At 67.7% G+C, this 23,120-nt stretch carries 20 protein-coding genes; 8 read left to right on the top strand and 12 right to left on the bottom strand.

Annotated elements, in window-relative coordinates; translation table 11 throughout:
• Window positions 1–53: 53 nt before the first annotated feature.
• From rbfA to ASF31_RS13570, 5 genes are all read right to left on the bottom strand, one after another.
• Complete coding sequence (gene rbfA, locus ASF31_RS13550) at window positions 54–506, bottom strand: 30S ribosome-binding factor RbfA (protein WP_055755130.1); 453 nt, start codon at window positions 504–506, stop codon at window positions 54–56.
• A 65-nt stretch (window positions 507–571) separates the two neighbouring features.
• Window positions 572–1,255 (bottom strand): DUF2459 domain-containing protein, encoded by a 684-nt coding sequence (locus ASF31_RS13555; RefSeq protein ID WP_055755131.1) that lies wholly within the window; start codon window positions 1,253–1,255, stop codon window positions 572–574.
• On the bottom strand, window positions 1,252–1,803 hold the full coding sequence (locus ASF31_RS13560; RefSeq protein WP_055755132.1) for a hypothetical protein: 552 nt from the start codon (window positions 1,801–1,803) through the stop codon (window positions 1,252–1,254). Before ASF31_RS13560 ends, ASF31_RS13555 begins: the two co-directional genes overlap by 4 nt.
• A gap of 55 nt (window positions 1,804–1,858) precedes the next feature.
• Window positions 1,859–2,542, bottom strand: coding sequence for an outer membrane lipoprotein carrier protein LolA (locus ASF31_RS13565; protein ID WP_017506682.1), 684 nt, complete (start codon window positions 2,540–2,542; stop codon window positions 1,859–1,861).
• A 187-nt stretch (window positions 2,543–2,729) separates the two neighbouring features.
• A complete protein-coding gene (locus ASF31_RS13570) occupies window positions 2,730–5,141 on the bottom strand; it encodes a DNA translocase FtsK (RefSeq protein WP_055755149.1) in 2,412 nt (803 codons plus the stop codon).
• A gap of 140 nt (window positions 5,142–5,281) precedes the next feature.
• On the opposite strand from ASF31_RS13570, the gene ASF31_RS13575 reads away from it, so the two are divergent.
• Entirely contained in the window at window positions 5,282–6,538 is a 1,257-nt protein-coding gene (locus ASF31_RS13575) for a UbiH/UbiF/VisC/COQ6 family ubiquinone biosynthesis hydroxylase (RefSeq protein ID WP_055755133.1), read from the top strand.
• Here ASF31_RS13575 and ASF31_RS13580 read toward each other — a convergent pair.
• From ASF31_RS13580 to dapF, 5 genes are all read right to left on the bottom strand, one after another.
• A complete protein-coding gene (locus ASF31_RS13580) occupies window positions 6,535–7,350 on the bottom strand; it encodes a transglutaminase family protein (RefSeq protein ID WP_055755134.1) in 816 nt (271 codons plus the stop codon). The genes ASF31_RS13575 and ASF31_RS13580 overlap by 4 nt on opposite strands.
• A 12-nt stretch (window positions 7,351–7,362) precedes the next feature.
• The gene (locus tag ASF31_RS13585) at window positions 7,363–7,764 is read right to left on the bottom strand and encodes a YraN family protein (RefSeq protein WP_055755150.1); all 402 of its coding nucleotides are present in this window, start codon (window positions 7,762–7,764) and stop codon (window positions 7,363–7,365) included.
• A 5-nt stretch (window positions 7,765–7,769) separates the two neighbouring features.
• Window positions 7,770–8,642, bottom strand: a complete 873-nt coding sequence (gene rsmI / locus ASF31_RS13590) for a 16S rRNA (cytidine(1402)-2'-O)-methyltransferase (protein ID WP_200918643.1) — start codon at window positions 8,640–8,642, stop codon at window positions 7,770–7,772.
• 3 nt (window positions 8,643–8,645) lie between these two features.
• Window positions 8,646–10,976, bottom strand: a complete 2,331-nt coding sequence (locus ASF31_RS13595) for an NADP-dependent malic enzyme (RefSeq protein ID WP_055755135.1) — start codon at window positions 10,974–10,976, stop codon at window positions 8,646–8,648.
• A 133-nt stretch (window positions 10,977–11,109) separates the two neighbouring features.
• Window positions 11,110–11,940, bottom strand: a complete 831-nt coding sequence (gene dapF, locus ASF31_RS13600) for a diaminopimelate epimerase (protein WP_055755152.1) — start codon at window positions 11,938–11,940, stop codon at window positions 11,110–11,112.
• A gap of 40 nt (window positions 11,941–11,980) precedes the next feature.
• On the opposite strand from dapF, the gene ASF31_RS13605 reads away from it, so the two are divergent.
• From ASF31_RS13605 to ASF31_RS13620, 4 genes are all read left to right on the top strand, one after another.
• Window positions 11,981–12,775, top strand: a complete 795-nt coding sequence (locus ASF31_RS13605; protein ID WP_055755136.1) for a potassium channel family protein — start codon at window positions 11,981–11,983, stop codon at window positions 12,773–12,775.
• Between the two features lie 88 nt (window positions 12,776–12,863).
• Complete coding sequence (locus ASF31_RS13610; protein ID WP_055755137.1) at window positions 12,864–15,035, top strand: prolyl oligopeptidase family protein; 2,172 nt, start codon at window positions 12,864–12,866, stop codon at window positions 15,033–15,035.
• A 161-nt stretch (window positions 15,036–15,196) separates the two neighbouring features.
• Window positions 15,197–17,446 carry a prolyl oligopeptidase family protein gene (locus ASF31_RS13615; RefSeq protein ID WP_055755138.1) on the top strand — a complete coding sequence of 750 codons (2,250 nt, stop codon included), beginning with the start codon at window positions 15,197–15,199 and terminating at the stop codon, window positions 17,444–17,446.
• 102 nt (window positions 17,447–17,548) lie between these two features.
• Entirely contained in the window at window positions 17,549–18,304 is a 756-nt protein-coding gene (locus tag ASF31_RS13620) for a DUF1223 domain-containing protein (RefSeq protein WP_055755139.1), read from the top strand.
• On the opposite strand, the gene ASF31_RS13625 is transcribed toward ASF31_RS13620, so the two are convergent.
• Together ASF31_RS13625 and glpK are read right to left on the bottom strand one after the other, a co-directional pair.
• On the bottom strand, window positions 18,301–19,377 hold the full coding sequence (locus ASF31_RS13625; RefSeq protein WP_055755140.1) for a phosphotransferase family protein: 1,077 nt from the start codon (window positions 19,375–19,377) through the stop codon (window positions 18,301–18,303). The genes ASF31_RS13620 and ASF31_RS13625 overlap by 4 nt on opposite strands.
• A 37-nt stretch (window positions 19,378–19,414) precedes the next feature.
• Complete coding sequence (gene glpK / locus ASF31_RS13630) at window positions 19,415–20,944, bottom strand: glycerol kinase GlpK (RefSeq protein ID WP_055755141.1); 1,530 nt, start codon at window positions 20,942–20,944, stop codon at window positions 19,415–19,417.
• Between the two features lie 37 nt (window positions 20,945–20,981).
• Here glpK and ASF31_RS13635 point away from each other — a divergent pair, with 37 nt between their 5' ends.
• The 3 genes from ASF31_RS13635 to ASF31_RS13645 all read left to right on the top strand — a co-directional run.
• Window positions 20,982–21,962 (top strand): threonine/serine dehydratase, encoded by a 981-nt coding sequence (locus ASF31_RS13635; RefSeq protein ID WP_055755142.1) that lies wholly within the window; start codon window positions 20,982–20,984, stop codon window positions 21,960–21,962.
• 62 nt (window positions 21,963–22,024) lie between these two features.
• Entirely contained in the window at window positions 22,025–22,492 is a 468-nt protein-coding gene (locus ASF31_RS13640; protein WP_055755143.1) for a MaoC family dehydratase, read from the top strand.
• A gap of 232 nt (window positions 22,493–22,724) precedes the next feature.
• A partial coding sequence (locus tag ASF31_RS13645; RefSeq protein WP_235551343.1) for an outer membrane beta-barrel protein occupies window positions 22,725–23,120 on the top strand: 396 nt, incomplete at its 3' end.

The following is a 23,120-nucleotide window of genomic DNA, read 5'->3' on the forward strand; positions in this document are numbered from 1 at the left end:
CACGCTGCGCGCGGTCCCCCTCCCCCGTGAAGGACGGGGGAGGATCGCCAGCATCACTCTTCGCCCTCGTCGTCGCGGCGCTCCAGGTCGGCGCGGACGCGGGGGTCGTCGAACAGGCGGTCGATGTGGCTGGCGGCGTCGAAGCTTTCGTCGTGGCGGAACTTCAGGTCGGGTGTGAACTTCATGTCCAGGCGACGGCCCAGCTGGCCGCGCACGAATTTGGCGTGGACGTTCAGCGCCTTGATGATTTCGCTCTCATGGCCATTGGTCGGCGCGGCCTCGACGCCGGCGCCCAGGGGCTCGACGAAACAGGTGGCGTGTTTCAGGTCCGGCGACAGGCGCACTTCGGTCACGGTGATGGACACCCCGGCCAGGGCCTCGTCGCGGATATCCTCCTCGCGCAGGATGTCGACCAGGGCGTGACGGATCAGCTCGCCGGCGCGCAGCTGGCGCTGGCTGGGTCCGGAGGGGCCGGAGGCGTTTCGGGTGTGTTGCTTGTGGGCCATCGGCCTCTCCTTCTTGTTCGCCCGCTGGGGATCGGACCCGGCCGGATAGGCGAAAGTCGGGCGGTCTAGTCCCGCAGCGGGGGTCTGTCCAGTTTTCGCGCCCGTTCGGCGGCCCGAACCGAGCGCATCACCTCGCCCGAGGTGATGGCCGGCACTGGACGAATGGCCACGCCACCGGCGTTCAGGACGCCGGCCGTCCAGTGATTGCACAGATGCAGGATGGAGAAGGTCTCGCGGCTGGCGAAGAAGCGCGCGTCGTCGCCTGGACGCAGGGCTGCGATGTGCGGCCGGCCGTTCGACAGATCGAGCGAAGCCTCGACTCGCGCGGCCAGATGATTGAACGCGGCACGGCTCAGGATCAGGGCGGCGCTGTCTTCGCCATAGGCCAGCCGCGGATCGTCGCCTCGAGGGGCCAGCATCAGCACCGATCGATTGCCGGGATGCAGGAAGGCGCGCGCCCCGTCGGGCAGCCGATCTGAAATGGGGCGCTGATCGACGTAGAATTTCGCATCGCCCCAGCCGATCAGTATCCAGTCGCCGGGCGCCAAGGCCTCAACCGCAAGCGCCAGAGGACCGCCCCGGCGTTCCAGCGCGGCGCGCGGGACGGCGATATCGGTGTGAAAGCCGTTGTCGAGCACCTGAATGACGACAGAATCCGTCGCTCCGCGATCCTCCGCGCCGGGCCGGGTCCAGGTCAGAAGCGCCGCCGCCAGGCCGATCAGCGCCGCCAGCATCAGGGCTCGCATCATCGGCTGAGGTCCAGCACGGCGCACAGGCGGTCGTCGCCCAGCAGGGCGCCCGGCGGCGGCCCCTGTCGCACCGGCATCAGGACGAAACCGTCGCGCCGCACGGCCAGGGCCAGCCATCCGACCGGATGACCGGCGCACAGCCGCGAGTCTTCGTCAGCCGTGATGCGCCGCACCTCAATCTGGGCCGTCGGCGGCACGGCCATGGCGTCGGTGAAACTTCTGGAGACGCTGGCCGGCTGATCCGCCTGAACCAGCCGATGCGGCGCCGAAGTCAGGCGGCCGCCCGTGATCGTGCTCAGCGCGCCGCCGTCCACGTCCAGCACCATGTCGGAATTGGTCGCGACGTAGCGCCCGGATAGCACGACCTCCCCGATCACGACCTGTCCATGCACACGAGGTCCGACAGGCGCGTCGATCGGCGCGATCAGGCGGTTCAGCGCGGGTTCGATCACCAATGCGCCTAGCAGGAACAGAGCAAAGGCGCCCGCGCCGACCGCCGCGATCCATTTCAGCGATGGGACGCCGGATGGCGGGGCAGTCGCGCTCATGCGGCCAGTCTAGGGGAACAGGGGTTGAGGAATGGTCACCCGCCCCCCAAAGCCCTTAGTTGCGGCCGGGCCGGCGGGTCGGGTCGCTGAGCTGGAACAGGCGCGCCGACAGGCCGGACGCCGGTTGCAGCGAGGTCAGCTGGGTCCGGGTGCGGGCGCCCTGCGGATCGGTGATGGTCCACTCTTGCAGACGCATCGGATTGCCGGCGAAGGCCAGCACGACCTGACCGTCATTCGGGCGGTTGGAATCCCGCGCCGTGATGGCGAAGGCGCCCGAGGCCATCCGGGTCACGCGCTCGATGCGGACGCCCTGGTCAAGGCGCACGTTGCGCGCCAGGAAGGTCGACAGGGGGGTGCGACCCAACGGCACCTGCTGGAAGCTGTTCAGACGCGGGTCGTAGCGTTTGACGTTATAGCCGTCCGACACCACCAGCAGACCGGCCGGGTTGGTGTATTCGAACCGCATCTTGCCGGGACGTTGCAGATAGAAGCGGCCCTGACGCGTCTGACCGTTCGGGCCCGTTTCGGTGAAGGTGCCTTGCGCCGAGGTCAGGGCCTGAAGATAGCCCTGCGCCTGCTGCACCACGGCGCGATCCTCAGCCGACAGGTTGGACTGGGCGTGGGCGGCGTCGAAGGCGCCCAGCGCGATCAGGCCGGTCGTCAGGCCGGCGCCCAGCAGTAGGCTGCGGCGGTGCAGGTCGGGGGTGGCCATAGCCACTGTCTTGGCGCGCGAGGTCATGAAGTTCGTCTCCCGTTCGGGATGGTTGTCGATCCTGCCGTCTTGCCCGGTCGGCTTGGCGTCGGAATGACGCGAGCCTGACCATATTCCGGCGCTGCGATGAAGCCCTGTTCATCGAAATGCTGAAGCTTGGACGCGATAGCGGGTCAGACAACGGCTCCGAGCCGCAGCCGTTCCTCGATTTTCGTCACACCATCGGCGGCGGGCCGGCCAGGACGTCGCGCTTGCCCGCGTGGTTGGCGGGGCTGACCACGCCTTCCTGCTCCATCCGCTCGATCAGGGAGGCGGCGCGGTTGTAGCCGATCTGGAGCCGACGCTGGACGTAGCTGGTCGAGGCCTTGCGGTCGCGGGTGACCACGGCGACGGCGCGATCGTACAGGTCGTCGCCCGAGCCTCCGCCGCCACCTTCGTCATAGCCGTTGTCGCCGTCGCCGTCCGGCTCGTCAGTGATCAAATCCAGATAGTCGGGCTCGGCCTGGGCCTTCAGGTGTTTGCAGACGTCCTCGACTTCCTTGTCGTCGACGAACGGGCCGTGCAGGCGGGTGATCCGGCCGCCGCCGGCCATATAGAGCATGTCGCCCTGGCCCAGCAGCTGTTCGCCGCCCTGCTCGCCCAGGATGGTGCGGCTGTCGATTTTGGACGTGACCTGGAAGGAGATGCGGGTCGGGAAGTTGGCCTTGATGGTGCCGGTGATGACGTCCACCGACGGGCGCTGGGTGGCCATGATCAGGTGGATGCCGGCGGCGCGGGCCATCTGGGCCAGACGCTGAACCGCGCCCTCGACGTCCTTTCCGGCGACCAACATCAGGTCGGCCATCTCGTCCATGACGACGACCAGGAAGGGCAGGGGTTCGGGGCGGATCTTCTCGGACTCATAGACCGGGCGGCCTTGGTCGTCGAAGCCCGTCTGGACCGTGCGTTCGAAATGCTCGCCCTTGGTCTGGGCCTCTCGGGCGCGCTCGTTGTAGCTGGCGATGTTGCGCACCCCCAGCTTGGACATGCGGCGATAGCGATCCTCCATTTCGCGCACCGTCCACTTCAGGGCGACGACGGCCTTCTTCGGATCGGTCACGACGGGCGCCAGCAGGTGCGGGATACCGTCATAGACCGACAGCTCCAGCATCTTGGGGTCGATCATGATGAAGCGGCATTCGGCCGGGCTGTGGCGATACAGGATCGACAGGATCATGGCGTTGACCCCGACCGACTTGCCCGAGCCCGTGGTGCCCGCGATCAAGAGGTGAGGCATCCGCGCCAAGTCGGCGACATAGGGTTCTCCGCCGATGGTCTCACCCAGGGCCAAGGGCAGCAGATGCCCCTTCTTGTCGTATTCGGCGCTGGCCAGAAGGTCGCGCAGATAGACGGTCTCGCGCTTGGCGTTGGGCAGTTCGATGCCTATGGCGTTGCGGCCCTGGACCACGGAGATACGACAGGCGCGGGCGGACATCGACCGGGCGATATCGTCGGCCAGGGCGACCACGCGGCCGTGCTTCACGCCCGGCGCAGGCACCAATTCGTACAGCGTCACGACAGGGCCGGGGCGGATCTGGTCGATCACGCCGCGCACGCCGAACTCCTGCAGCACGCCCTCCAGCATCTTGGCGTTCTGTTTCAGGGAGTCCTCGTCCACCGATCCGACGCGCTGGGCCGGCTTTGTCAGTATGCCCAGCGGCGGCAGGTCGAAGTCACCCTCGGGCCGCACGAAGTCGAAGGCCTGCTGGTCCACGTCGTCCTTGCGAGCCTTGGGCGCCTTCACGGCAGCGACACGCGGCTCGACCGGGCGGGCGGCCGACGGCCGGGGCGCGGGCTGGACGGCGTCGTCCTCCCAAGGCGGCAGGTCGTCATAGGCGGTCTGAGGCGGCTCTTCTGCATAGGTCGGGGCCAGCGGCGCCTCTTCCGGTGGGGCGGCGCGGGGCGCTCGGGCCTTGGCGGGCGCCTTTTCGCGGGCGGCCTGGGGCTTCGGCTGAGGCGGCGCGGGTGCGCGCAGCGACTTGCCCCAGTGCAGGGCGTCCAGGAAATCCATGGCGCGCAGACCGATGGCGAAACCGACAAGCCACAGCCCGGCGATCAGGAAGATGAGGCCCGCAATGATGCGGCCGCCGGGGACATGCAGGGCGCCGAGACCGCGTGCCGCCAGGCCTGTCACCGCATCGCCCCACAGACCGCCCAGACCGGCGGCGAGCGGCCAGGCGGCGGGCGCGGCCAGGGCGGCGAGCGCGCTGGACAGCAACAGCACCCCGCCGGTCGCGGCCAGGGCCTTCAACGGCGTGGGCTTGAGCCTTTGCTGGATCGCATCGCCGACCGCGCGCGCCAGGCCGAAGGCGACCAGCAGCAGGGCGGCGGGCCAGGCCGCAAGTCCCAGCGATTGCATGAACAGATCGGCGAACAGGGCCCCGTTCGCGCCCAACCAGTTGGTCGTCGGCAGGCTTGAGGCCGCATTCAGGCTGGCGTCCGCCGGATTCCATGACACCAGGGCGACCAACAGCAGGGTCGCCAATAGGGCCTGCAGCACACCTCTGAACCGCACTACGAAGGGCGCGTCCCACAGGATGCGGGCGCTGATCCAGGCCTGACGGCCGATGACGAGGGCGGTGGACATGAAGGGTCGAACCTTCCGGCGGCTGACGTTCGACCGCCCTTGTCGCACCCACAGGGTTAAGGGGCTGTTTACCAGCTTGGCCTTGGCGATGGACAAACCGTCCTCTGGACCTTTGGCCGCGACGGCGCGACAAGCCTCGGATGGCTGACACCGAACGCTACGACATCGTCATCGCCGGCGCGGGGCTGACCGGGGCGGCCTTCGCTCTGGCGGCGGCGCAAGCGCAGTTGAAGGTCGTGATGGTCGATCCGCAGCCTTTCAGCGACCAGTTGGCGCCGACCTTCGACGGGCGTTCGACCGCCGTCGCCTTTTCGACCTTCCGCATGCTGGACGCGCTGGGCTTGGGCGAAACCCTGCGTCCCCACGCCTGCCGGATGGATCATATTCTGGTGACGGCCGGGCGTCGGCCGGGCGCGGCCAGCCGGTCCGCCTCGCCCGCCTTCCTGCGCTTCGACGCCGACGAAATCGGCGGGCGCACCGGGGGCGAGCCGCTGGGATACATGGTCGAGAACCGTCGCATCCGTGCGGCCCTGGCCGAGGCGGTGACGCGCGCGGGGATCGCGGTGCGGGCCCCGGCTTCTGTCGCCAGCGTCGCGACCGATGCGGGCAAGGCGACCGTGACCCTGGCCGATGGATCGACCCTGATCGCGCCCCTGGTTGTCGGCGCCGAGGGGCGAGGCTCGACCGTGCGTCGCGCCGCCGGAATCGAAACCGTCGGTTGGGGCTATGGCCAGAGCGGGGTCGTGGCCACGGTGCGGTTGGGTCGCGACCACGGCAATGTCGCGCACGAATATTTCCTGCCAAGCGGCCCCTTCGCCATCCTGCCCCTGACCGATCAGCGCGCCAGCCTGGTCTGGACCGAGACGACGCGGCGGGGCGAGGCGTTGCGCGACGCCTCGGACGACGCCTTCCACGCCCATCTGATGCGGCGGTTCGGTGAGTTTCTTGATGGGGCGACGGTCGAGGGCCCACGCTTCGTCTATCCGCTGTCGCTGAGCCTGGCCGAGAAACTGATCGCGCCGCGCATCGCCCTGATCGGGGATGCGGCGCACGGCGTTCACCCCGTTGCGGGCCAGGGTCTGAACATGGGGCTGAAGGATGCGGCGGCTCTGGCCGAGGTTTTGGCCGAGGCCGCGCGTCTGGGCGAAGACATCGGGTCGGAAACCGTTCTGGAGCGTTACGCCCGCTGGCGCCGGTTTGACAATGCGGCCCTAGCGGCGGGCTTCGACGCCTTCGTGCGTCTGTTCTCCAACGACATCGCGCCGGTGCGTCTGGCGCGCGATTTGGGCATGGCGGCGGTCAACCGCATCGGCCCTCTGCGCCGCGCCTTCATGCAGGAGGCGGGCGGCGCGACAGGCGACTTGCCCCGGCTGTTGCGCGGCGAGGCTGTCGTCTAGTTCAACTGCATCCGCACGCGTTCGAAGGTCGTGAACCGCCGCGCCTCCTCGACGCCGTCCAGACCCTGAGCGCGCGCCAAGGCTTGCAGCGAGCCGGCAAGCGCGCCCTGTTTCTCGCGCGCCGAGGCCACGTCGAGCCACGGTCGGTGGTCCTCGGGATCCAGCAGGGCGCGACGCAGGGCCGACCGCTCGGCGCCCTCATAATCCCGACCGCGAATGGCGCGGCTGAACAGCACGTTCTGCAGCCGGATCAGCGACTGACGATCCGTGACTGGCACCATCAGAAGATCCAGCCGATCCGCGACGTGCGGCATCAGACCGGCGCGAAGCGCGCGCCGGGTCAGTTCGCTGGGCAGGATCAGCCGCCCCTGGCTGAATGGATCCAAGGCGACGGGACCTTCGGGCGTCTCGACGCGAACCATGAAATGGCCGGGAAAATCGACGCCGGCCGCCGTGATGCCGGCCGCGCGCGCCGCGTGCAGATAGAAGACCGCCAGGACGGCGGACAGGCCGCGCCGCCGCTCGGCGACCGCGATGATGTCGGTGTTGTCGGGATGGTCGTAATGGATCAGGTCGCCGTTCAGCCGCAGGTCGGCGCACAGGGTTTCGGCCAGGGCCTCGTCAGGGCCTTCGCCGCCGATCCGCTCCTTCAGCCGCTCGCAGGCGTTGCGGGCCAGCGCGCGTACAGGCTCGGGATCACGCAACGGATGGTCATGGATGGCGCAGGCGATCGCCGCCTCCAGCAGGGGGAAGGCGTCGTCTTCGGCCTGACCGGCGGCGGTCAGGACGGCCTCGGCCTCCTCGCGCGTCATGCGATCCCCTCGTCAGCGCCTTTCGACGCCGCGAAGATGACGTGGAACGCGCCAAGGAGCCAGCGCCACCATATCAATTCTCAATTCCAGACGTTGCAGGCCTGGCCGATTGCGCCGGATCGCCTCGCCCGCCGCGATCAGTCGATCGTATTGGACCGGCTTCAGCGCCAGGAGGGCCGCCTCCATCGTCGCGCGGCGTTTGACCTCGACGACCGCCAACACCCGACCGCGACAGACCAGCAGATCGATCTCGCCGGCCCGGCTCTTCAGACGGAACCCCAGCACGCGATAGCCGCGCAGGATGAGCCAGAAGGCCGCGATCCATTCGGCGGCGTGACCGGACTTGAACGCCGCCCCGCCCTTCGCCTGACGCCACGCCGCCTTGGGGCGACGGACCGGCGCGGGACGAGACAGGCGCTTCACTTGCCCTTCAGCTCCAGCGCCCGGCGATACAGGGTCTTTCGGTTCAGCCCCAGGGCCTTGGCCACCTCGGAAGCGGCGTCGCCGGTGGACAGGGTCTGAAGGGCGTCGATCAGGGCGGCGTCCGCGTCGGCTTCGGTCGCCTGAACCTCTTCGCCGGGGCCGACGACCACGACGATCTCGCCCTTGGGCGCGTCCAGGCGCGGATCGACGGCCAAGTCGTCCAGCGTCCCGCGCACGCACTCTTCATAGAGTTTGGTCAGCTCGCGGGCGACGGCTGCGGGGCGCGGCCCCAGCACGGCGGCCATGTCGGTCAAACTGTCCTTCAGGCGCGGCCCACTTTCGAAGAAGACCAGCGTCTGGCGCTGGCTCTTCAAGCCTTCCAGCGCGGCGGTGCGGCCGGCCGTCTTGGGCGGCAGGAAGCCGGCGAACAGCACCCGGTCGGCCGGCAGGCCGGCGATGCACAGGGCGGCCAGCAGACTCGAGGCGCCGGGGATCGGATGGACGGGCAGGCCCTCAGCGATCACCGCGCGGGCGACGACGAAGCCGGGGTCGCTGACCAGAGGCGTGCCCGCATCCGAAACCAGGGCCACGACTTGCCCCTCACGCAACCGTTCGATTGCCTGTTCGGCCGCGCGGCCGGACGCATGATCGTCGCAGCGTTCCAGCTTCGCCTTCAGACCATAGGCGCTCAGCAGTTTGGCGGTGACGCGGGTGTCCTCCGCCAGCACCAGATCGGCGGCGGCCAGTACGTCCAGCGCCCTCAGCGTCATGTCGCGCAGGTTGCCGATCGGGGTGGCGACCAGATAGAGACCCGGCTCCACCCGCCGGGGCGGCGGGGCGGCGGGGGGAAAGGGCGAGGGTTCGCTCAACGCTCAACGCTCGACCACGGCCGCGGGGGGACGCGGCGCCGAGGTCAGGCCCGAGCCTTGGAAGGCGGGACCGGCGTCATAGGCGGCGAAGGTGGCGGCGGTGATGATCTCGCTGACCGAGGCGCCCAAGCTGACGATCTGCACCGGCTTCTCCAGACCGACCAGCAGCGGACCGATCACGGTCGCGCCGCCCAGGGCCTGAACCAGCTTGGTCGAGATGGCGGCCGAATGGATGGCGGGCATGACCAGGACGTTGGCCGGCTTGGTCAGGCGGTTGAAGGCGTAGGCCGAATGCCCCTTGGGATCCAGCGCGACTTCCGGCGGCATTTCGCCTTCGTATTCGAAATCGACGCCCTTCTTGTCCAGGATGCGGATCGCCTCGCGCACCTTCTCGGCGCGATCGCCGGGCGGGTTGCCGAAGGTGGAATAGGACAGGAAGGCCACGCGCGGATTGCGGCCCAGCTTCCTGACCGTATCGGCCGCCTTGACGGCGATGTCGGCCAACTCTTCGGCGTTCGGCAGTTCGTGAATGGTGGTGTCGGCGACAAACAGGGTGCGGCCCTTGGCCAGCAGGATCGACAGGCCGATCAGGGTGTCGTCCACATCCAGCACGCGCTGGACCTCCTTCAGCGCCATGTTGAAGTTGCGGGTCACGCCCGCGACCATGGCGTCGGCCCGGCCCTTGGCGACCAGGGTGGCGGCGAAATAGTTTCGGTCCTGATTGATCATCCGCTGCACGTCGCGGCGCAGATAGCCCCGGCGCTGCAGTTTTTCGTACAGCCAGTCGGTGTCCTCGACATTGTGGTCGGAGACGCGAGCGTTGGTGATCTCGATGCCTAGCTCGTCGAAGTTCAGACCGGCCTCGGCGGCGTTCTGACGGATCAGATCCTCGCGACCCACCAGAATCGGCGTGCCCAGGTCGGCCTGTTTGAAGCCCCAGGCGGCGCGGATGACGGCCGGCTCCTCGCCCTCGGCGAAGACGACGCGCTTGTTCGGCCCGCCGCGCACGGCCGAGCTGATCTTCTGCATCAGGGCGGCGGACGGATCGACGCGCGAACGCAGCGCGTGACGATAGGCGTCCATGTCCTCGATCTGGACGCGGGCCACGCCGGTGTCCATCGCCGCCTGGGCGATGAAGGGCGGGATGTACCAGATCAGGCGCGGGTCAAAGGGTGTCGGGATGATGTAGTCCGGGCCGAACTTCAGCTTGCGTCCGCGATAAGCGGCGGCGACCTCGTCCGGCACGTCTTCGCGCGCCAAGGCGGCCAGGGCCTGGGCGCAGGCGATCTTCATCTCGTGGTTCACGCGACGCGCGCGCACATCCAGCGCGCCGCGGAACAGATAGGGGAAGGCCAGGACGTTGTTGACCTGGTTCACATAGTCCGAGCGGCCCGTGGCGATGATGGCGTCTGAGCGCACCGACTTGACGTCCTCGGGCGTGATCTCGGGGTCGGGGTTGGCCATGGCGAAGATGATCGGATTGGGCGCCATCGACGCGACCATCTCCTTGGTGATCGCACCCTTGGCGGACAGGCCCAGCACCACGTCGGCGCCGACCATGGCCTCGGCCAGGGTCCGCAGGGGCGTGTCGGTCGCGTGGGCGGCCTTCCACTGGTCCATGCCGTGGTCGCGCCCCTTGTAGACGACGCCGTCTCGGTCGCAGATCACGGTGTTCTCGGCCTTGACGCCCGCGGCCTTCATCAGGGCGATGGAGGACAGGCCCGCCGCCCCGGCGCCGGCCAGCACGACCTTGATCTCGTCCAGCTTCTTGCCGGCGATATGAACAGCGTTGATCAGGCCGGCGGTCGAGATGATCGCGGTGCCGTGCTGGTCGTCATGGAAGACGGGGATGTCCAGCAGGTCCTGAAGCTCGCTTTCGATGACGAAGCATTCGGGGGACTTGATGTCCTCCAGATTGATGCCGCCCCAGGTGTCGCCGATGTTCTTGACGACGGTGATGAACTCGTCCGGATCGGTGGTCTTCACTTCGATGTCGAAGCTGTCGACGTCGGCGAACCGTTTGAACAGGACCGACTTGCCCTCCATGACCGGCTTGGAGGCCATGTGACCCAGGTTGCCCAAGCCCAGGATCGCGGTGCCGTTCGAGATGACGGCGACCAGGTTACCCTTGGAGGTGTAGTCGTAGGCCTTGTCCGCATCGGCGGCGATGGCCAGGACCGGCACGGCTACGCCCGGCGAATAGGCCAGCGACAGGTCGCGCTGGGTCGCCATCGGCTTGGTCGGCGCCATGGAAATCTTGCCCGGCGTCGGGATGCGGTGGAAGTCCAGCGCTTCGTCGTCGGAGAAGGTTTGCTTTTCGGTCTGATCGGGCATCGGTCGTCCAGGGCATCGGCGTGGCTGTAACCGTTCGTGTCCTAGAGGCTGGGACGGGCCGCGCCAACCCTTGACGCGGAGGAAGCCTGCGCAATCGGCCCGGAGCCTTACCTGCGCGTCAGCGTCAACGCCGTCAGATCGACATCACTCCCGTCCGCTCGATTTCGACCGGGCCGGTCATCAGGACGTGATCGGTTTCCGCATCCCAGTCGATGACCAGTTCGCCGCCATCGACGACGACCGTCGCCTTGCGTTCGGTCAGGCCGCGCCGCGCGGTGGCGACCAGAGCGGCGCAGGCGCCGGTGCCGCACGCCTTGGTCAGACCGGCCCCGCGCTCCCAGACCCGCAGGCGGATGTGGTCCCGGTCCAGCACGTTTGCGAAACCGACATTGACCCCTTGCGGGAACAACGGGTGATGCTCGACCAGCGAGCCGGACCCGATGACGAACGCGTCGTCCTGACGATCGGTGAAGAAGACGACGTGCGGATTGCCCATCGAGACGGCGCCCGGCGTGTGCAGGATCGGGGCGTCGATGGGGCCGACCTGAAGCTCGATGCCGCGGGTGTCCATCTCTTCGGCCAGCGGCACCTGGGTCCAGTCCAGGCGAGGCTTGCCCATGTCCACGGTCACGCGGTGGTCACCGGCGCGGGTGGCGGTGGTCGGGCCGCCAGCCGTCTCAATGACGACGCGATCCGATCCGTTCGCCTGCATCAACAGCCAGCCGACGCAGCGCAGGGCGTTGCCGCAGGTCTCCACCATCGATCCGTCGGCGTTCCACACCCGCATGAAGGCGTCGGCCGTGTCTGACGGTTCGATGGCGATCAGCTGGTCGAACCCCTCGCCCGTCTCGCGGTCGCCCAGCGCGCGAATCTGGTCGTCGCCGGGAGCGAACGGCTGTTCCAGCGCATTGACGACGACGAAGTCATTGCCGGCGCCGTTCATCTTGACGAAAGGACGGGTCATGCAGGCCATATAGGCCCAACCCTGCGTCCCGGAAACCAGCGTGTCCCACACCGAAACCGACCCCAAGGACGACGGCCTGCGGCTGAAGGCGCGGTTGCGTTATCTCTATCACGGCAGCCAGCCGGCGGCGGTGAAGTTCCGACTGATGGTGATCGCGGTGGACTTCGCCATCATCGCCTTCTTCCTGGCCTCGCCAATCCTGAAGAATATGGGATGGGCCTTCTATGCGCTGGACTATCTGGTGGCGGCGACCCTGGCGGCCGATCTGGCGGCGCGGGCCTATGCCTATTCGGACATCAGGGACTGGCTGAAGCGGCCCATCGTCTGGCTGGACCTGTTCATCCTGGCGACGCTGCTGTTCCCCGCCTGGCTGTTCAACCTGGGCTTCCTGCGGATGCTGCGCCTTTGGACCCTGCTGAACTCGGACTTCTTCTGGCGCACCATCGGGGCCAAGTTCGACGACACCCGGGTCGAGGGCATCGTGCGGGCCCTGTCCAGCCTGGTCACCTTCGTCTTCGTAACGACGGGATTCGTCTATGCGACCTTCCTGGGGCACGACGGGATCGCGGGCTATATCGACGCCCTGTATTTCACCGTGGCGACCCTGACGACGACCGGGTTCGGCGACGTGACCCTGCCCGGCTCGCTGGGCAAGCTGTTGTCCATCGCCATCATGCTGGTCGGCATCACCCTGTTCCTGCGTCTGGCCCAGGCCCTGATCAAGCCGCACAAGGTCCGCTATCCGTGCGAGGCCTGCGGGCTTCAGACCCACGATCAGGACGCGGTCCACTGCAAGGCCTGCGGCAACCTGCTGTGCATCGAAGACGAGGACTGAGGGCGGTGTGACAAAACGGTAAGGTCGCGCGACTTGCCGCCGACCGCGCCGCCGCTAAGGTGCCGGCGTCGTTTTTCGGGGACTGTCCATGATCCGCTCTTCCGCCGTCGCGCTCGCGGCCCTTCTCGCCTCCACCAGCCTGACTTCGGTATCCATGGCCCAGACTCCTGTTTCTTCTCCCGCCCCCGCCGGTGGATTCGCGACCAGCGACGCGACCGACCCCTATCTGTGGCTGGAAGAGGTCGAGGGCGAGCGGGCGATGGAATGGGTCAAGGCCCATAACGACCGCACCTTCGCCGTGCTGCAGGGCGATGCGCGCTACGAGCCGCTGCATCAGCAGGCGCTGGAGATCGTCCAGGCTCAGGACCGCATCCCCTCGCCCGGCTTCACCCACGACGGCCATATCGACAACTTCTGGCAGGACGCCCAGCACGTGCGCGGCGTCTGGCGCCGGACCACGCTGGACAGCTATCGCACCGCGACGCCCGAGTGGCAGACCATCCTGGACATCGACGCCCTGGCGGCGGCCGAGGGGCAGAACTGGGTCTATAAAGGCGCGACCTGCCTGGCGCCCGAAGAACGCTATTGCCTGCTCAGCCTGTCGAACGGCGGCAAGGACGCGGTGACCCTGCGCGAGTTCGACAGCGTCGAGCGCAAGTTCGTCGAGGGCGGCATCGTCCTGCCGGAGTCCAAGGGCGGCGCGTCGTGGATCGACAAGGACACCCTGCTGATCTCGCGCGACTTCGGCCCCGGCACCCTGACCGACTCGGGCTATCCGATGGTGGTCAAGCGCCTGAAGCGCGGCCAGGGGCTGGATCAGGCCGAGACCCTGTTCACCGGCAAGCCGACGGACGTCTCTGTGTCCGGCTATACGCTTCGCGACGCCGACGGGGTGGTGAAGGCGACGCTGATCAACCGTTCGGTGGACTTCTATTCGTCCGAGACCTGGCGTCTGAGCGACGACGGCGCCCTGACCCAGCTTCAGTTGCCGGCCAAGTCCGACATCACCGGCCTGGTGGACGGGCGGCTGCTGGTGTCGCTGAAACAGGACTGGACCGCGCCGTCGGGCCAGGATTTCAAGACCGGCGACCTGATCGCCTGGCCGCTGGAGGCCTGGCTGGCCGACCAGGCGACCCCGGCCCAGCTGGTGCTGCGCCCGACCGAGCGTCAGGCGATCGAGGGCGTCAACGTCACGCGCAACCGGCTGGTCGTGGCCCTGTATGACAATGTGCGCGGCTCTGTGCGCGTTTACACCCCTGGTGAAGGCGAGTGGGCGCACACGACCCTGGACCTGCCGCAGAACGTCTCGGTCGGCATCGGCTCGGCCTCCGAGAAGGACGACAAGGTCTTCGTCAGCGTCACCGGCTATCTGAACCCGTCCAGCCTGTGGCTTGCCGATGCGGCGACCGGCGCGGTCGATCAGGCCAAGTCGATGCCGGCAAAGTTCGACGCGACCGGCATGACGGTCGATCAGCACGAGGCCCGCTCGGCCGACGGCACCATGATCCCCTATTTCGTGGTGCATAAGGCGGACATGCCGCTGGACGGCTCCAACCCCACGCTTCTGTACGGTTACGGCGGGTTCGAGAGCTCGCTGCTGCCCGGCTATTCGGCGACGGTCGGCAAGCTGTGGCTGGAGCGCGGCGGGGTCTATGTCATCGCCAATACGCGCGGCGGCGGCGAGTTCGGCCCCCGCTGGCACGAGGCGGCCCTGCAGCAGAACCGCCAGCGCGCGCACGAAGATTTCCAGGCCGTGGCCCTGGACCTGATCGCCCGCGACATCACCAGCCAGCCCAAGCTGGGCATCATGGGCGGCTCGCAAGGCGGCCTGTTCATGGGGGCCATGCTGACCCAGAGGCCGGACCTGATCAACGCCGCCGTCATCCAGGTGCCCCTGTTCGACATGCTGCGCTTCCACAAGCTGCTGGCCGGCGCCTCGTGGATCGGCGAATACGGCAACCCGGACATCCCCGAACAGCGCGCCTGGATCGAGCAATATTCGCCGTATCAGAACCTGCGCGCGGGCCAGCCCTATCCGGAAGTCTTCATCCACACCTCGACCAAGGACGACCGCGTCCATCCGGGCCATGCCCGCAAGGCGGCGGCGCGGCTGGAGGAGCTGGGCTATCCGGTCTTGTTCTACGAAAACGTCGACGGCGGCCACGCGGCGGGGGCGAACCTGCGCGAAACCGCGCGCCGTCTGGCGTTGGAATACACCTATCTGTCGCGCCGCCTGATGGACACGCCGGCGCAGGAATAGAACTCAATCCTCCCCCGTGAGCGCTTGCGAACGGGGGAGGGGGACCACGAAGTGGTGGAGGGGACGACCCCATGCACCCTGTCTGGTTCCGCCCCCTCCACCGCCTGCGGCGGTCCCCCTCCCCCGCGATGCGGAGGAGGATTAGTTTGCGGAGTTTTCGAATGCGTCACCTGATCCTGTCCGCCGCCATCCCGGCCCTTCTGATGGGGGCGACGCCCGTGCTCGCACAGACGTCGACTGCTGCGGCGGAAGACAAGCCGGTCTGTTATGACTGTTCTGGGCCAGATGGCGCAGCGTTGACGACGCAACTCCCCCCTCCACACTTCCCGCACGACCTGACCCCGGCGGGCGTCGCGGCGGCGGACGATCATCTGGCGCTGGAGCAGGTGGACGGGGCCGAGGCCATGGCCTTCGTCGCCGAGGAGAACCGCAAGTCCCTCGCCGTTCTGACCGGCGACCCGCGCTACGAGACCTTCCGGGCCGAGGCGCAGGCGATCCTGACCGCCACCGACCGCATCCCCACGCCCAGCTTCCTGGGCGACGGTATCGGCAACTTCTGGCAGGACGCGGCCAATCCCAAGGGCGTCTGGCGCCGCACGACGCTGGACAGCTACCGCACCGCCACGCCGCAGTGGGAGACCCTGCTGGACATCGACGCCCTGTCCAAGGCCGAGGGCAAGGACTGGGTGTTCAAGGGCGCCGACTGCCTGGCGCCGGACGACACCCGCTGCCTGATCAATCTGTCCGACGGCGGCGAGGACGCGGTGGTCGTGCGCGAGTTCGACCTGACGACCAAGCGTTTCGTGGACGGCGGGTTCAGCCTGCCCGAAGGCAAGCACCGCATCGAATGGCTGGACCGCGACACGCTTCTGGTCGCCACCGACTTCGGCGCCGGAACCATGACGGAGTCCGGCTATCCCTTCATCGTCAAGACGCTGAAGCGCGGCCAGACCTTGGCCCAGGCGACCGAGGTCTATCGCGGCGAACAGGGCGACGGCGGCTATGGCGTCAGCCCCGCCGTCTATCGCGACAAGGACGGCAATGTGACGGCCGTCATCATCACCCGCCCGCTGGACACCTTCCGGTCCGAGACATGGCAGTTGGTGGATGGTCAGCCTGTGCGCCTAGAACTTCCCGCCCGTGTGTCCATCCACGGGGTGCTGAACGGCAAGCTCGTCTTCACGGCCGAGGAAGCTTGGTCGCGACGCGGCAAGAATCGCAACGCGGGTGACCTTTTAGCTGAGGTTTTGGAGGTGCTGCACCCGGCGACGGCCGCTGGGGACATCGTCATCACCAATGCGTCCGATATGATCTTCCGGCCGGAGACGCGTCAGGCCGTGGCTGATGTCCGCGTCCTCTCCGATCGCGTCGTGGTGTCCTACACCGACAATGTTCGGGGCAAAGCTGCTGTGTTTCAGGACAGGGGCGAATGGGGCTGGCCACGGACCGACATCACCGTCCCCGACAACCTCGCCGTCGGTCTGGGCGACTCGTCCAAAGCACGCGGCGAAGTGTTCGTCTCGACCCAGGGCTTCCTGGTCCCTCCGACCCTCAGCCTGGCCGATGCGGGCGCCGCGACCCTGACCACGCTGAAGTCGGCGCCCGCCAAGTTCGACGTATCGCGCGACGTGACCGAACAGTTCGAGGCGACCTCAACGGACGGAACCAAGATCCCCTATTTCGTCACCCGCCCGCGCGACATGAAGCTGGACGGGTCGAACCCGACCGTCATGCTGGGATACGGCGGTTTCCAGGTCAGCCTGAACCCGGCCTACAAGCCCGAGATGGGCAAGCTGTGGCTGGAGCGGGGCGGCGTCTTCGTCCAGGCCAATATCCGCGGCGGCGGCGAGTTCGGGCCCGACTGGCATCAGGCGGCGCTGGACGGCGATCGTCAGAAGGCCTTTGACGACTTCGCCGCCGTGGCGCGCGATCTGGAACAGCGCAGGATCACCAGCCCGCGTCGTCTGGGCATCTATGGTCGCTCGAACGGCGGGGTCCTGACCTCGGTGTCGATCACCCAGCACCCCGAACTGTTCAACGCGGCGGTGATCGAGAGCCCTCTGGTGGACATGCTGCGCTATCACGAACTGCCGGCCGGGGCGTCGTGGATCGGCGAATATGGCGACCCGCGCATCCCTGAAGAAGCCGCGTGGATCGCGAAATACTCCGCCTATCAGCAGCTCCGCCCGGGCCAACCCTATCCCCGCGTCTATCTGACCACCAACACGCGCGACGACCGCGTCCACCCGGGTCATGCGCGCAAGTTCGCCGCGCGCCTGGGCGATATGGGCTATGACCACCTCTATTATGAGGACACGGCCGGCGGCCACTCCAACGACGCCGACCCGGTCGCCAACGCCCGTCGCTGGGCCCGGCACTATGTCTATCTGTCGCAACAACTGATGGATTGAGGCTTGTTCCTTGGGGCTATCGCGCTTCGCGCTGCTTGAGCCCCGATTGGCTCACGCGATTATGAGGCGCGACGGGACAGGTCGAGGGTTAAAGACGACGGCATGAACACCAAGGGTTGGATCATCGCGGGTGCGGTCATGGCGGGCGCCCTTGCAGCCGTCGCCTCGGCGGCCCAGCCGGCGGCAGGGCGTCCGCCGCTTGCGCCGCGCCATGCGACGGCCAACGGCCCGCCGGTGGTCGTCGAACTGTTCACCGCTCAGGGCTGCGGCGGCTGCATCGAGGCCAATGCGGCGGTGGAGAAGGCGGCGGCCCAGCCGGGCGTCATCGCCCTGACCTACGGCGTCGACTACTGGGATTATCTGGGCTGGACCGACACCTTCGCCCGGCCAGAGTTCGTCCAGCGCCAGCGCGCCTATCGCGCCGCCCTGCGCCAGCGCGGCGTCTCGACGCCCCAAGTCGTCATCGACGGCCGTCGTCAGGTCTCGGGCGCCCGCAGCGTCGAACTTGAAACCGCCATCGGCCAGGAGGCCGTTCGTCAGGCCTGGCCTCCCGAGATCGAGTTCCGCGAGAACGGAGCCGGCGTCGGCGTCGGTTCCGGCCGCGCGCCGGTCGGCGGCGCCGAGGTGGTGGCGGTGACCTACACGCCGGGCCCCCAGGTGGTCGAGGTCCGTCAGGGCGAGAACCGGGGTCAGGCCGTGCGACATATGAACGTCGTGCGCGGCGTGACGCGCCTTGGCGAATGGCGCGGTCGCCCGATGCTCTACGCCCTGCCGTCCGCCCGCCCCGGCGAGGCCGTGGCGGTGCTGGTGCAAGGCAAGACGGACAAGCGCATCCTGGGCGCCGCGGTCAGGGACTAGGCTCCTGCCTGCTTCGCAAAGCCCCAGGCCGCGTCGCTGAGCGGACCGACCTGGGCGGCCATGGTCTTGGCGTGGGCGCTGGCGGCGGTGCCGTCGCGGACGCGGCCGGCGATGCCTTGGCAGATAGCGGCCAGACGGAACAGGTTGTAGGCGTAGAGCCAGTCCAGATTGGCGGGCCGCATCCCCGTTGCGGCGGCGTAGCGTTCGACCGTCTCTTCCACCGACGGAATGCCCAAGGCTTCCAGATCGGCCCCAGCCAAGCCGTTTCGTAGGCTGGCGGGAATAGCCCAGGCGATCAGCAGATAGGAGAAGTCGGCCATCGGATCGCCCAGGGTCGACAGCTCCCAATCCAGCACGGCGCGAACCTCTGCTCGATCCGGCGCCAGGATCATGTTGTCGAGACGAAAGTCGCCGTGGACGATGCGGCTGGGGCCCTCAGCCGGGAGGCTGTCGGGCAGGAAGGCGATCAGCCGGTCCATCGCCGGAACCGGCTCGGTTTCCGACGCGCGGTACTGCTTGGTCCAGCGGCCGACCTGACGCGCAAAATAGTTTCCAGCCTTGCCATATTCGGCCAGGCCGATGGCGGCCGGATCGAAGGCGTGCAGCCGGGCCAGCGTGTCCGTCTGGGCTTCATAGACGGCGCGCCGCTCAACGGGCGTCAGGCCGGGCAGTTTCAAGTCCCAGAAGATCCGACCCTCGACCTTGTCCATCACATAGAAGATCGAGCCGATGACGGTCTCGTCCAGGCATAGGGCATGAGGCTTGGCGACGGGGAAGCCTTGCGCGGCCAGAGCCGAGATGACCTGAAACTCGCGGTCGACGGCGTGGGCGCTGGGCAACAGGACGCCGGGCGGTTTGCGACGCAGCACATACGCGTGCGTGGGCGTCACCAGTTCATAGGTCGGGTTCGACTGGCCGCCCTTGAACTGGCGCACGGTCAGCGGGCCGGCGTATCCCGAGACGTGGGCGCGCGTCCAGGCGTCCAGCGCCGCCTCGTCCAGGCGATAGCGCGGATCGACCTCGCGCGTGCCGGAGAAGGCGCTCTGGGCGTCCAGCGGGGCGGCGTCGGTCATGCGGCGGTCCTCGTCGTTTCCTTGAGCCGTCCGGATCTCACGCCCGGTCCGACGCGGCGATGATGGCGGCCTTCACCGCGCGACGCCAGCCGGAAAGCAGACGCTCGCGCTCGTCCGCCTTCATGCGTGGTTTCCAGCAGGCGGGCGCCTCAGCCGGGCGCGCCTCCAGATCGGGTAGCAGGCCGACGCCCAGGGCCGCCAGGCGCGCGGCGCCCAGGGCCGTCATCTCCTGGAAGGCCGGACGCTCCACTTCGACCTCGCAGATGTCGGCGACGAACTGCATGGCGAAACTGTTTGCGGTGACGCCGCCGTCCACCTTCAGCGTCTTCAGCGGCGGGGCGCCGTCGGCGGCCAGGGCGTCGAGCAAATCGCGCGTCTGATAGGCCAGGGCTTCCAGCGCGGCGCGTACGAAATGGGCCGGACCGGAATCCCGTGTCAGCCCCACGATGGTCCCCCTCGCTTCTGGTTCCCACCATGGTGCGCCCAGACCCGTGAAGCCGGGGACCATATAGACCCCGCCGTTGTCCTTGAGGGTCTGCGCCATCGCCTCCGACTGGCGCGATTCCGAGATCAGCCCGACCCCGTCTCTCAGCCACTGGATCGCCGAGCCGGCCGAGAAGATCGACCCCTCCAGCGCATAGGCGGACTGGCCATCGGCCTGATAGCCGAGCGTGCCCAACAGGCGCCGTGTCGAGGCCACCGGCTCCGCGCCGACATTGGCGACCAGAAAGGCGCCGGTGCCATAGGTGATCTTGGCGTCCCCGGCCTTCAGCGCCCCGTGCCCGACTAGGGCCGCCTGCTGGTCTCCGGCCGATCCGGCAATGGGCAGAGGCTGGCCGAACAGCGCCGGATCGCTCTCGCCGATCACACCTGCGCAAGGGACGATGTCGGGTAGGGCCTCTCGCGGCACATCGAACACATCGCACAGGTCGTCACGCCATTTGACCGTCCTCAGATCCATCAGAGACGTGCGTGATGCATTGGTCGCATCGGTGGCGTGGACCCGGCCGCCAGTGAGCTTCCAGATCAGCCAGGCGTCGATCGTGCCCAGCTTGACCTCGCCCTTCGCCGCCCGCTCGCGCGATCCGGGCACAGCGTCCAGGAGCCAAGCGAACTTGGTCGACGAGAAATAGGGATCGAGGATCAGGCCGGTCATGGTCTGGACCCGAGGCTCGTGGCCTTGGGCGGTCAGGCGTGCGGTGACGTCGGCCGTGCGGCGATCCTGCCAGACGATGGCGCGATGCAGCGGCTCGCCGGTCGCCGCGTCCCAGATCACGGCCGTTTCGCGCTGATTGGTGATGCCGATGGCGTTGAACCGGGCGACGCCTCCGGCCTTGCGCACCACCTCGCGACAGGTCTGAAGCGTCGCGGTCCAGATTTCGGCGGCGTCATGTTCGACCCAGCCGGACTTCGGGAAATACTGGGCCAGCTCGATCTGGCTGACCGCGACGGGTCTCAGGTCCCCTTTTTCTTCGCCTACCGCGCTTCGCGCTGCTTGAGGCGCGACCTCGAAGGCGATGGCGCGGGTCGAGGTCGTGCCCTGGTCGATGGCGAGGATCAGGCTCATGGTTCTCTCCCGGCTGCGTCTTGGGTAAGGGGAGCATATGACGACGCACGTGCCCAGCTATGAAGGCGTCCTCGACGCCGCCCGCCAGATCGACGGGGTCGCCGTCCGCACGCCGCTGCTCGAAAGCCCGGCTCTGAACGCGGTGGTCGGCGGGCGGGTTATGATGAAGGCGGAAAGCCTGCAGCGCGCCGGAGCCTTCAAATTTCGTGGCGCCTACAACCGCATCAGCCGACTGACCGACGAGGAGAAGGCGCGCGGCGTCGTCGCCTTCTCGTCCGGGAACCATGCCCAGGGCGTCGCCGCCGCCGCCGCCATGGTCGGGACGCCGGCGATCATCGTCATGCCGTCGGACTCGCCCAGGGTGAAGGTCGAGGGCGTGATCGACTTCGGCGGCGAGGTGCGCTTCTACGACCGCTGGACCGAAAGCCGCGAGGTGATCGGCGCGGCCATCGCCACAGAGCGCGGGTCTATCCTGGTTCCCCCGTTCGATGATCCCTTTATTATCGAGGGCCAGGGGACGACGGCGCTTGAAATGCTGGATCAGGCGGATGCGCCCTTCGACCAGTTGCTGTGCGGCGCCTCCGGCGGCGGGCTGATGGCCGGGATCAACCTGGTGATGGCCGAGCGCAGTCCGGCGACGAAAGTGTTCGTGGTCGAGCCGGAAGCCTTCGACGACACGGCGCGATCGCTTGCGGCCGGGGAGCGAGTCGGTCATCCACAGGGCGCGCCCTCGATCTGCGACGCCTTGATGTCGCCGATGCCGGGTGTGCTGACCTGGCCGATCAACCGGCGGCTGGCGGGGGCGATCACCGTCTCGGACGCCGAGGTCGCGGAAGCGATGCGGTTCGCGTTCCGCCATCTCAAGATCGTCCTCGAACCAGGCGGCGCCGTCTCGCTCGCGGCCCTGCTTGCCGGAAAGATCGAGACGAAAGGACGGACGACGGCCATTGTGCTTTCAGGCGGCAACGTCGATCCGACGCTGTACGCCGAGATCATCGAGGGGCGCTTCGGCGGCTGAGGGTCTTCCCTTGCCCGCGACGGTCGGCCAACCTCGCCTCAAACGCATTCAGGAAACGTACGATGACCAAGGTTAGTGAGCTACAGGGACTGATCGGCGAGGAGGTCGGGGTGTCGAAATGGTTCGACGTCACCCAGGCCCGGATCGACGCCTTCGCCGATTGCACCGAAGATCACCAGTTCATCCATGTCGATCCGAAAGCGGCCAGGGCCACGCCATTCGGCGGGACAATCGCGCACGGCTTTCTGACCCTGAGCCTCGCTTCAGCCATGAGCTATGACGCCGTGGCGCCGCTGGATGGCGTCGTGATGGGCGTGAACTACGGTTTCGACAAGCTGCGGTTCCTGGCGCCGGTGCCGGCGGGATCACGCATTCGCGGTCGCTTCAAGCTTTTATCGGCCGACGACAAGGGCGACGGACGCTGGTTGCTGAAGCACGAACTGACGGTCGAGATCGACGGGGCCGACAAGCCGGCGCTGATAGGAGAGTGGCTCGGGATGCAGATGGTCGATCCAAAGATCGAGCCGTGACACTCGCATAGGTTGGAGTGTCTCGCTGCGGGAGATTGTGACGCATCAACGGCTAGAGATTAACTATTCTGTGTGTGGACGCCAAATTCATCTGTATCATCAAGGCCACGGTATCGCCTTTGCTGATCGAAACCGTCACGTTTCCGCCTCGACCTTATACAGCAAGGCTGGTAAGACCCGCGTAGGCGGTAGACCCGCCCCCTACTATAACAGAGGCGGAGGGATACCCCCTATGCGTATGAAGACTTTCGTGCTGGCCTCCAGCGCAGCGGCCGCCCTGGCCCTGTCGGCTGGTGCTGCGTCGGCGGAACCCAATGGTTGGTACGGCGCCATCGACGCCGGCTACCACATGATCGACGATATCAACGCTGAATCGTCCACGACCGGCGCCAACTGGAACTGGGAAGTGAACGACGGCTGGGCGGCGTTCGCTCGCCTCGGCTACCGCTTCAATCCCAACTGGCGCGTTGAACTGGAAGGCGGCTACCGCTCGGGCGACATTGGTCGCGTTCGCGCCGTCACCGGCACGCAAGGCCTGTGCAACCTGACCCCGGCGACGGGCGGCTGCTTCTCGCCCGAAGGCGACATCGAATCCGCCACCCTGATGGCCAATGTCATCTATGACTTC

Source organism: Brevundimonas sp. Leaf280, from assembly GCF_001422455.1.
Classification (GTDB): domain Bacteria; phylum Pseudomonadota; class Alphaproteobacteria; order Caulobacterales; family Caulobacteraceae; genus Brevundimonas.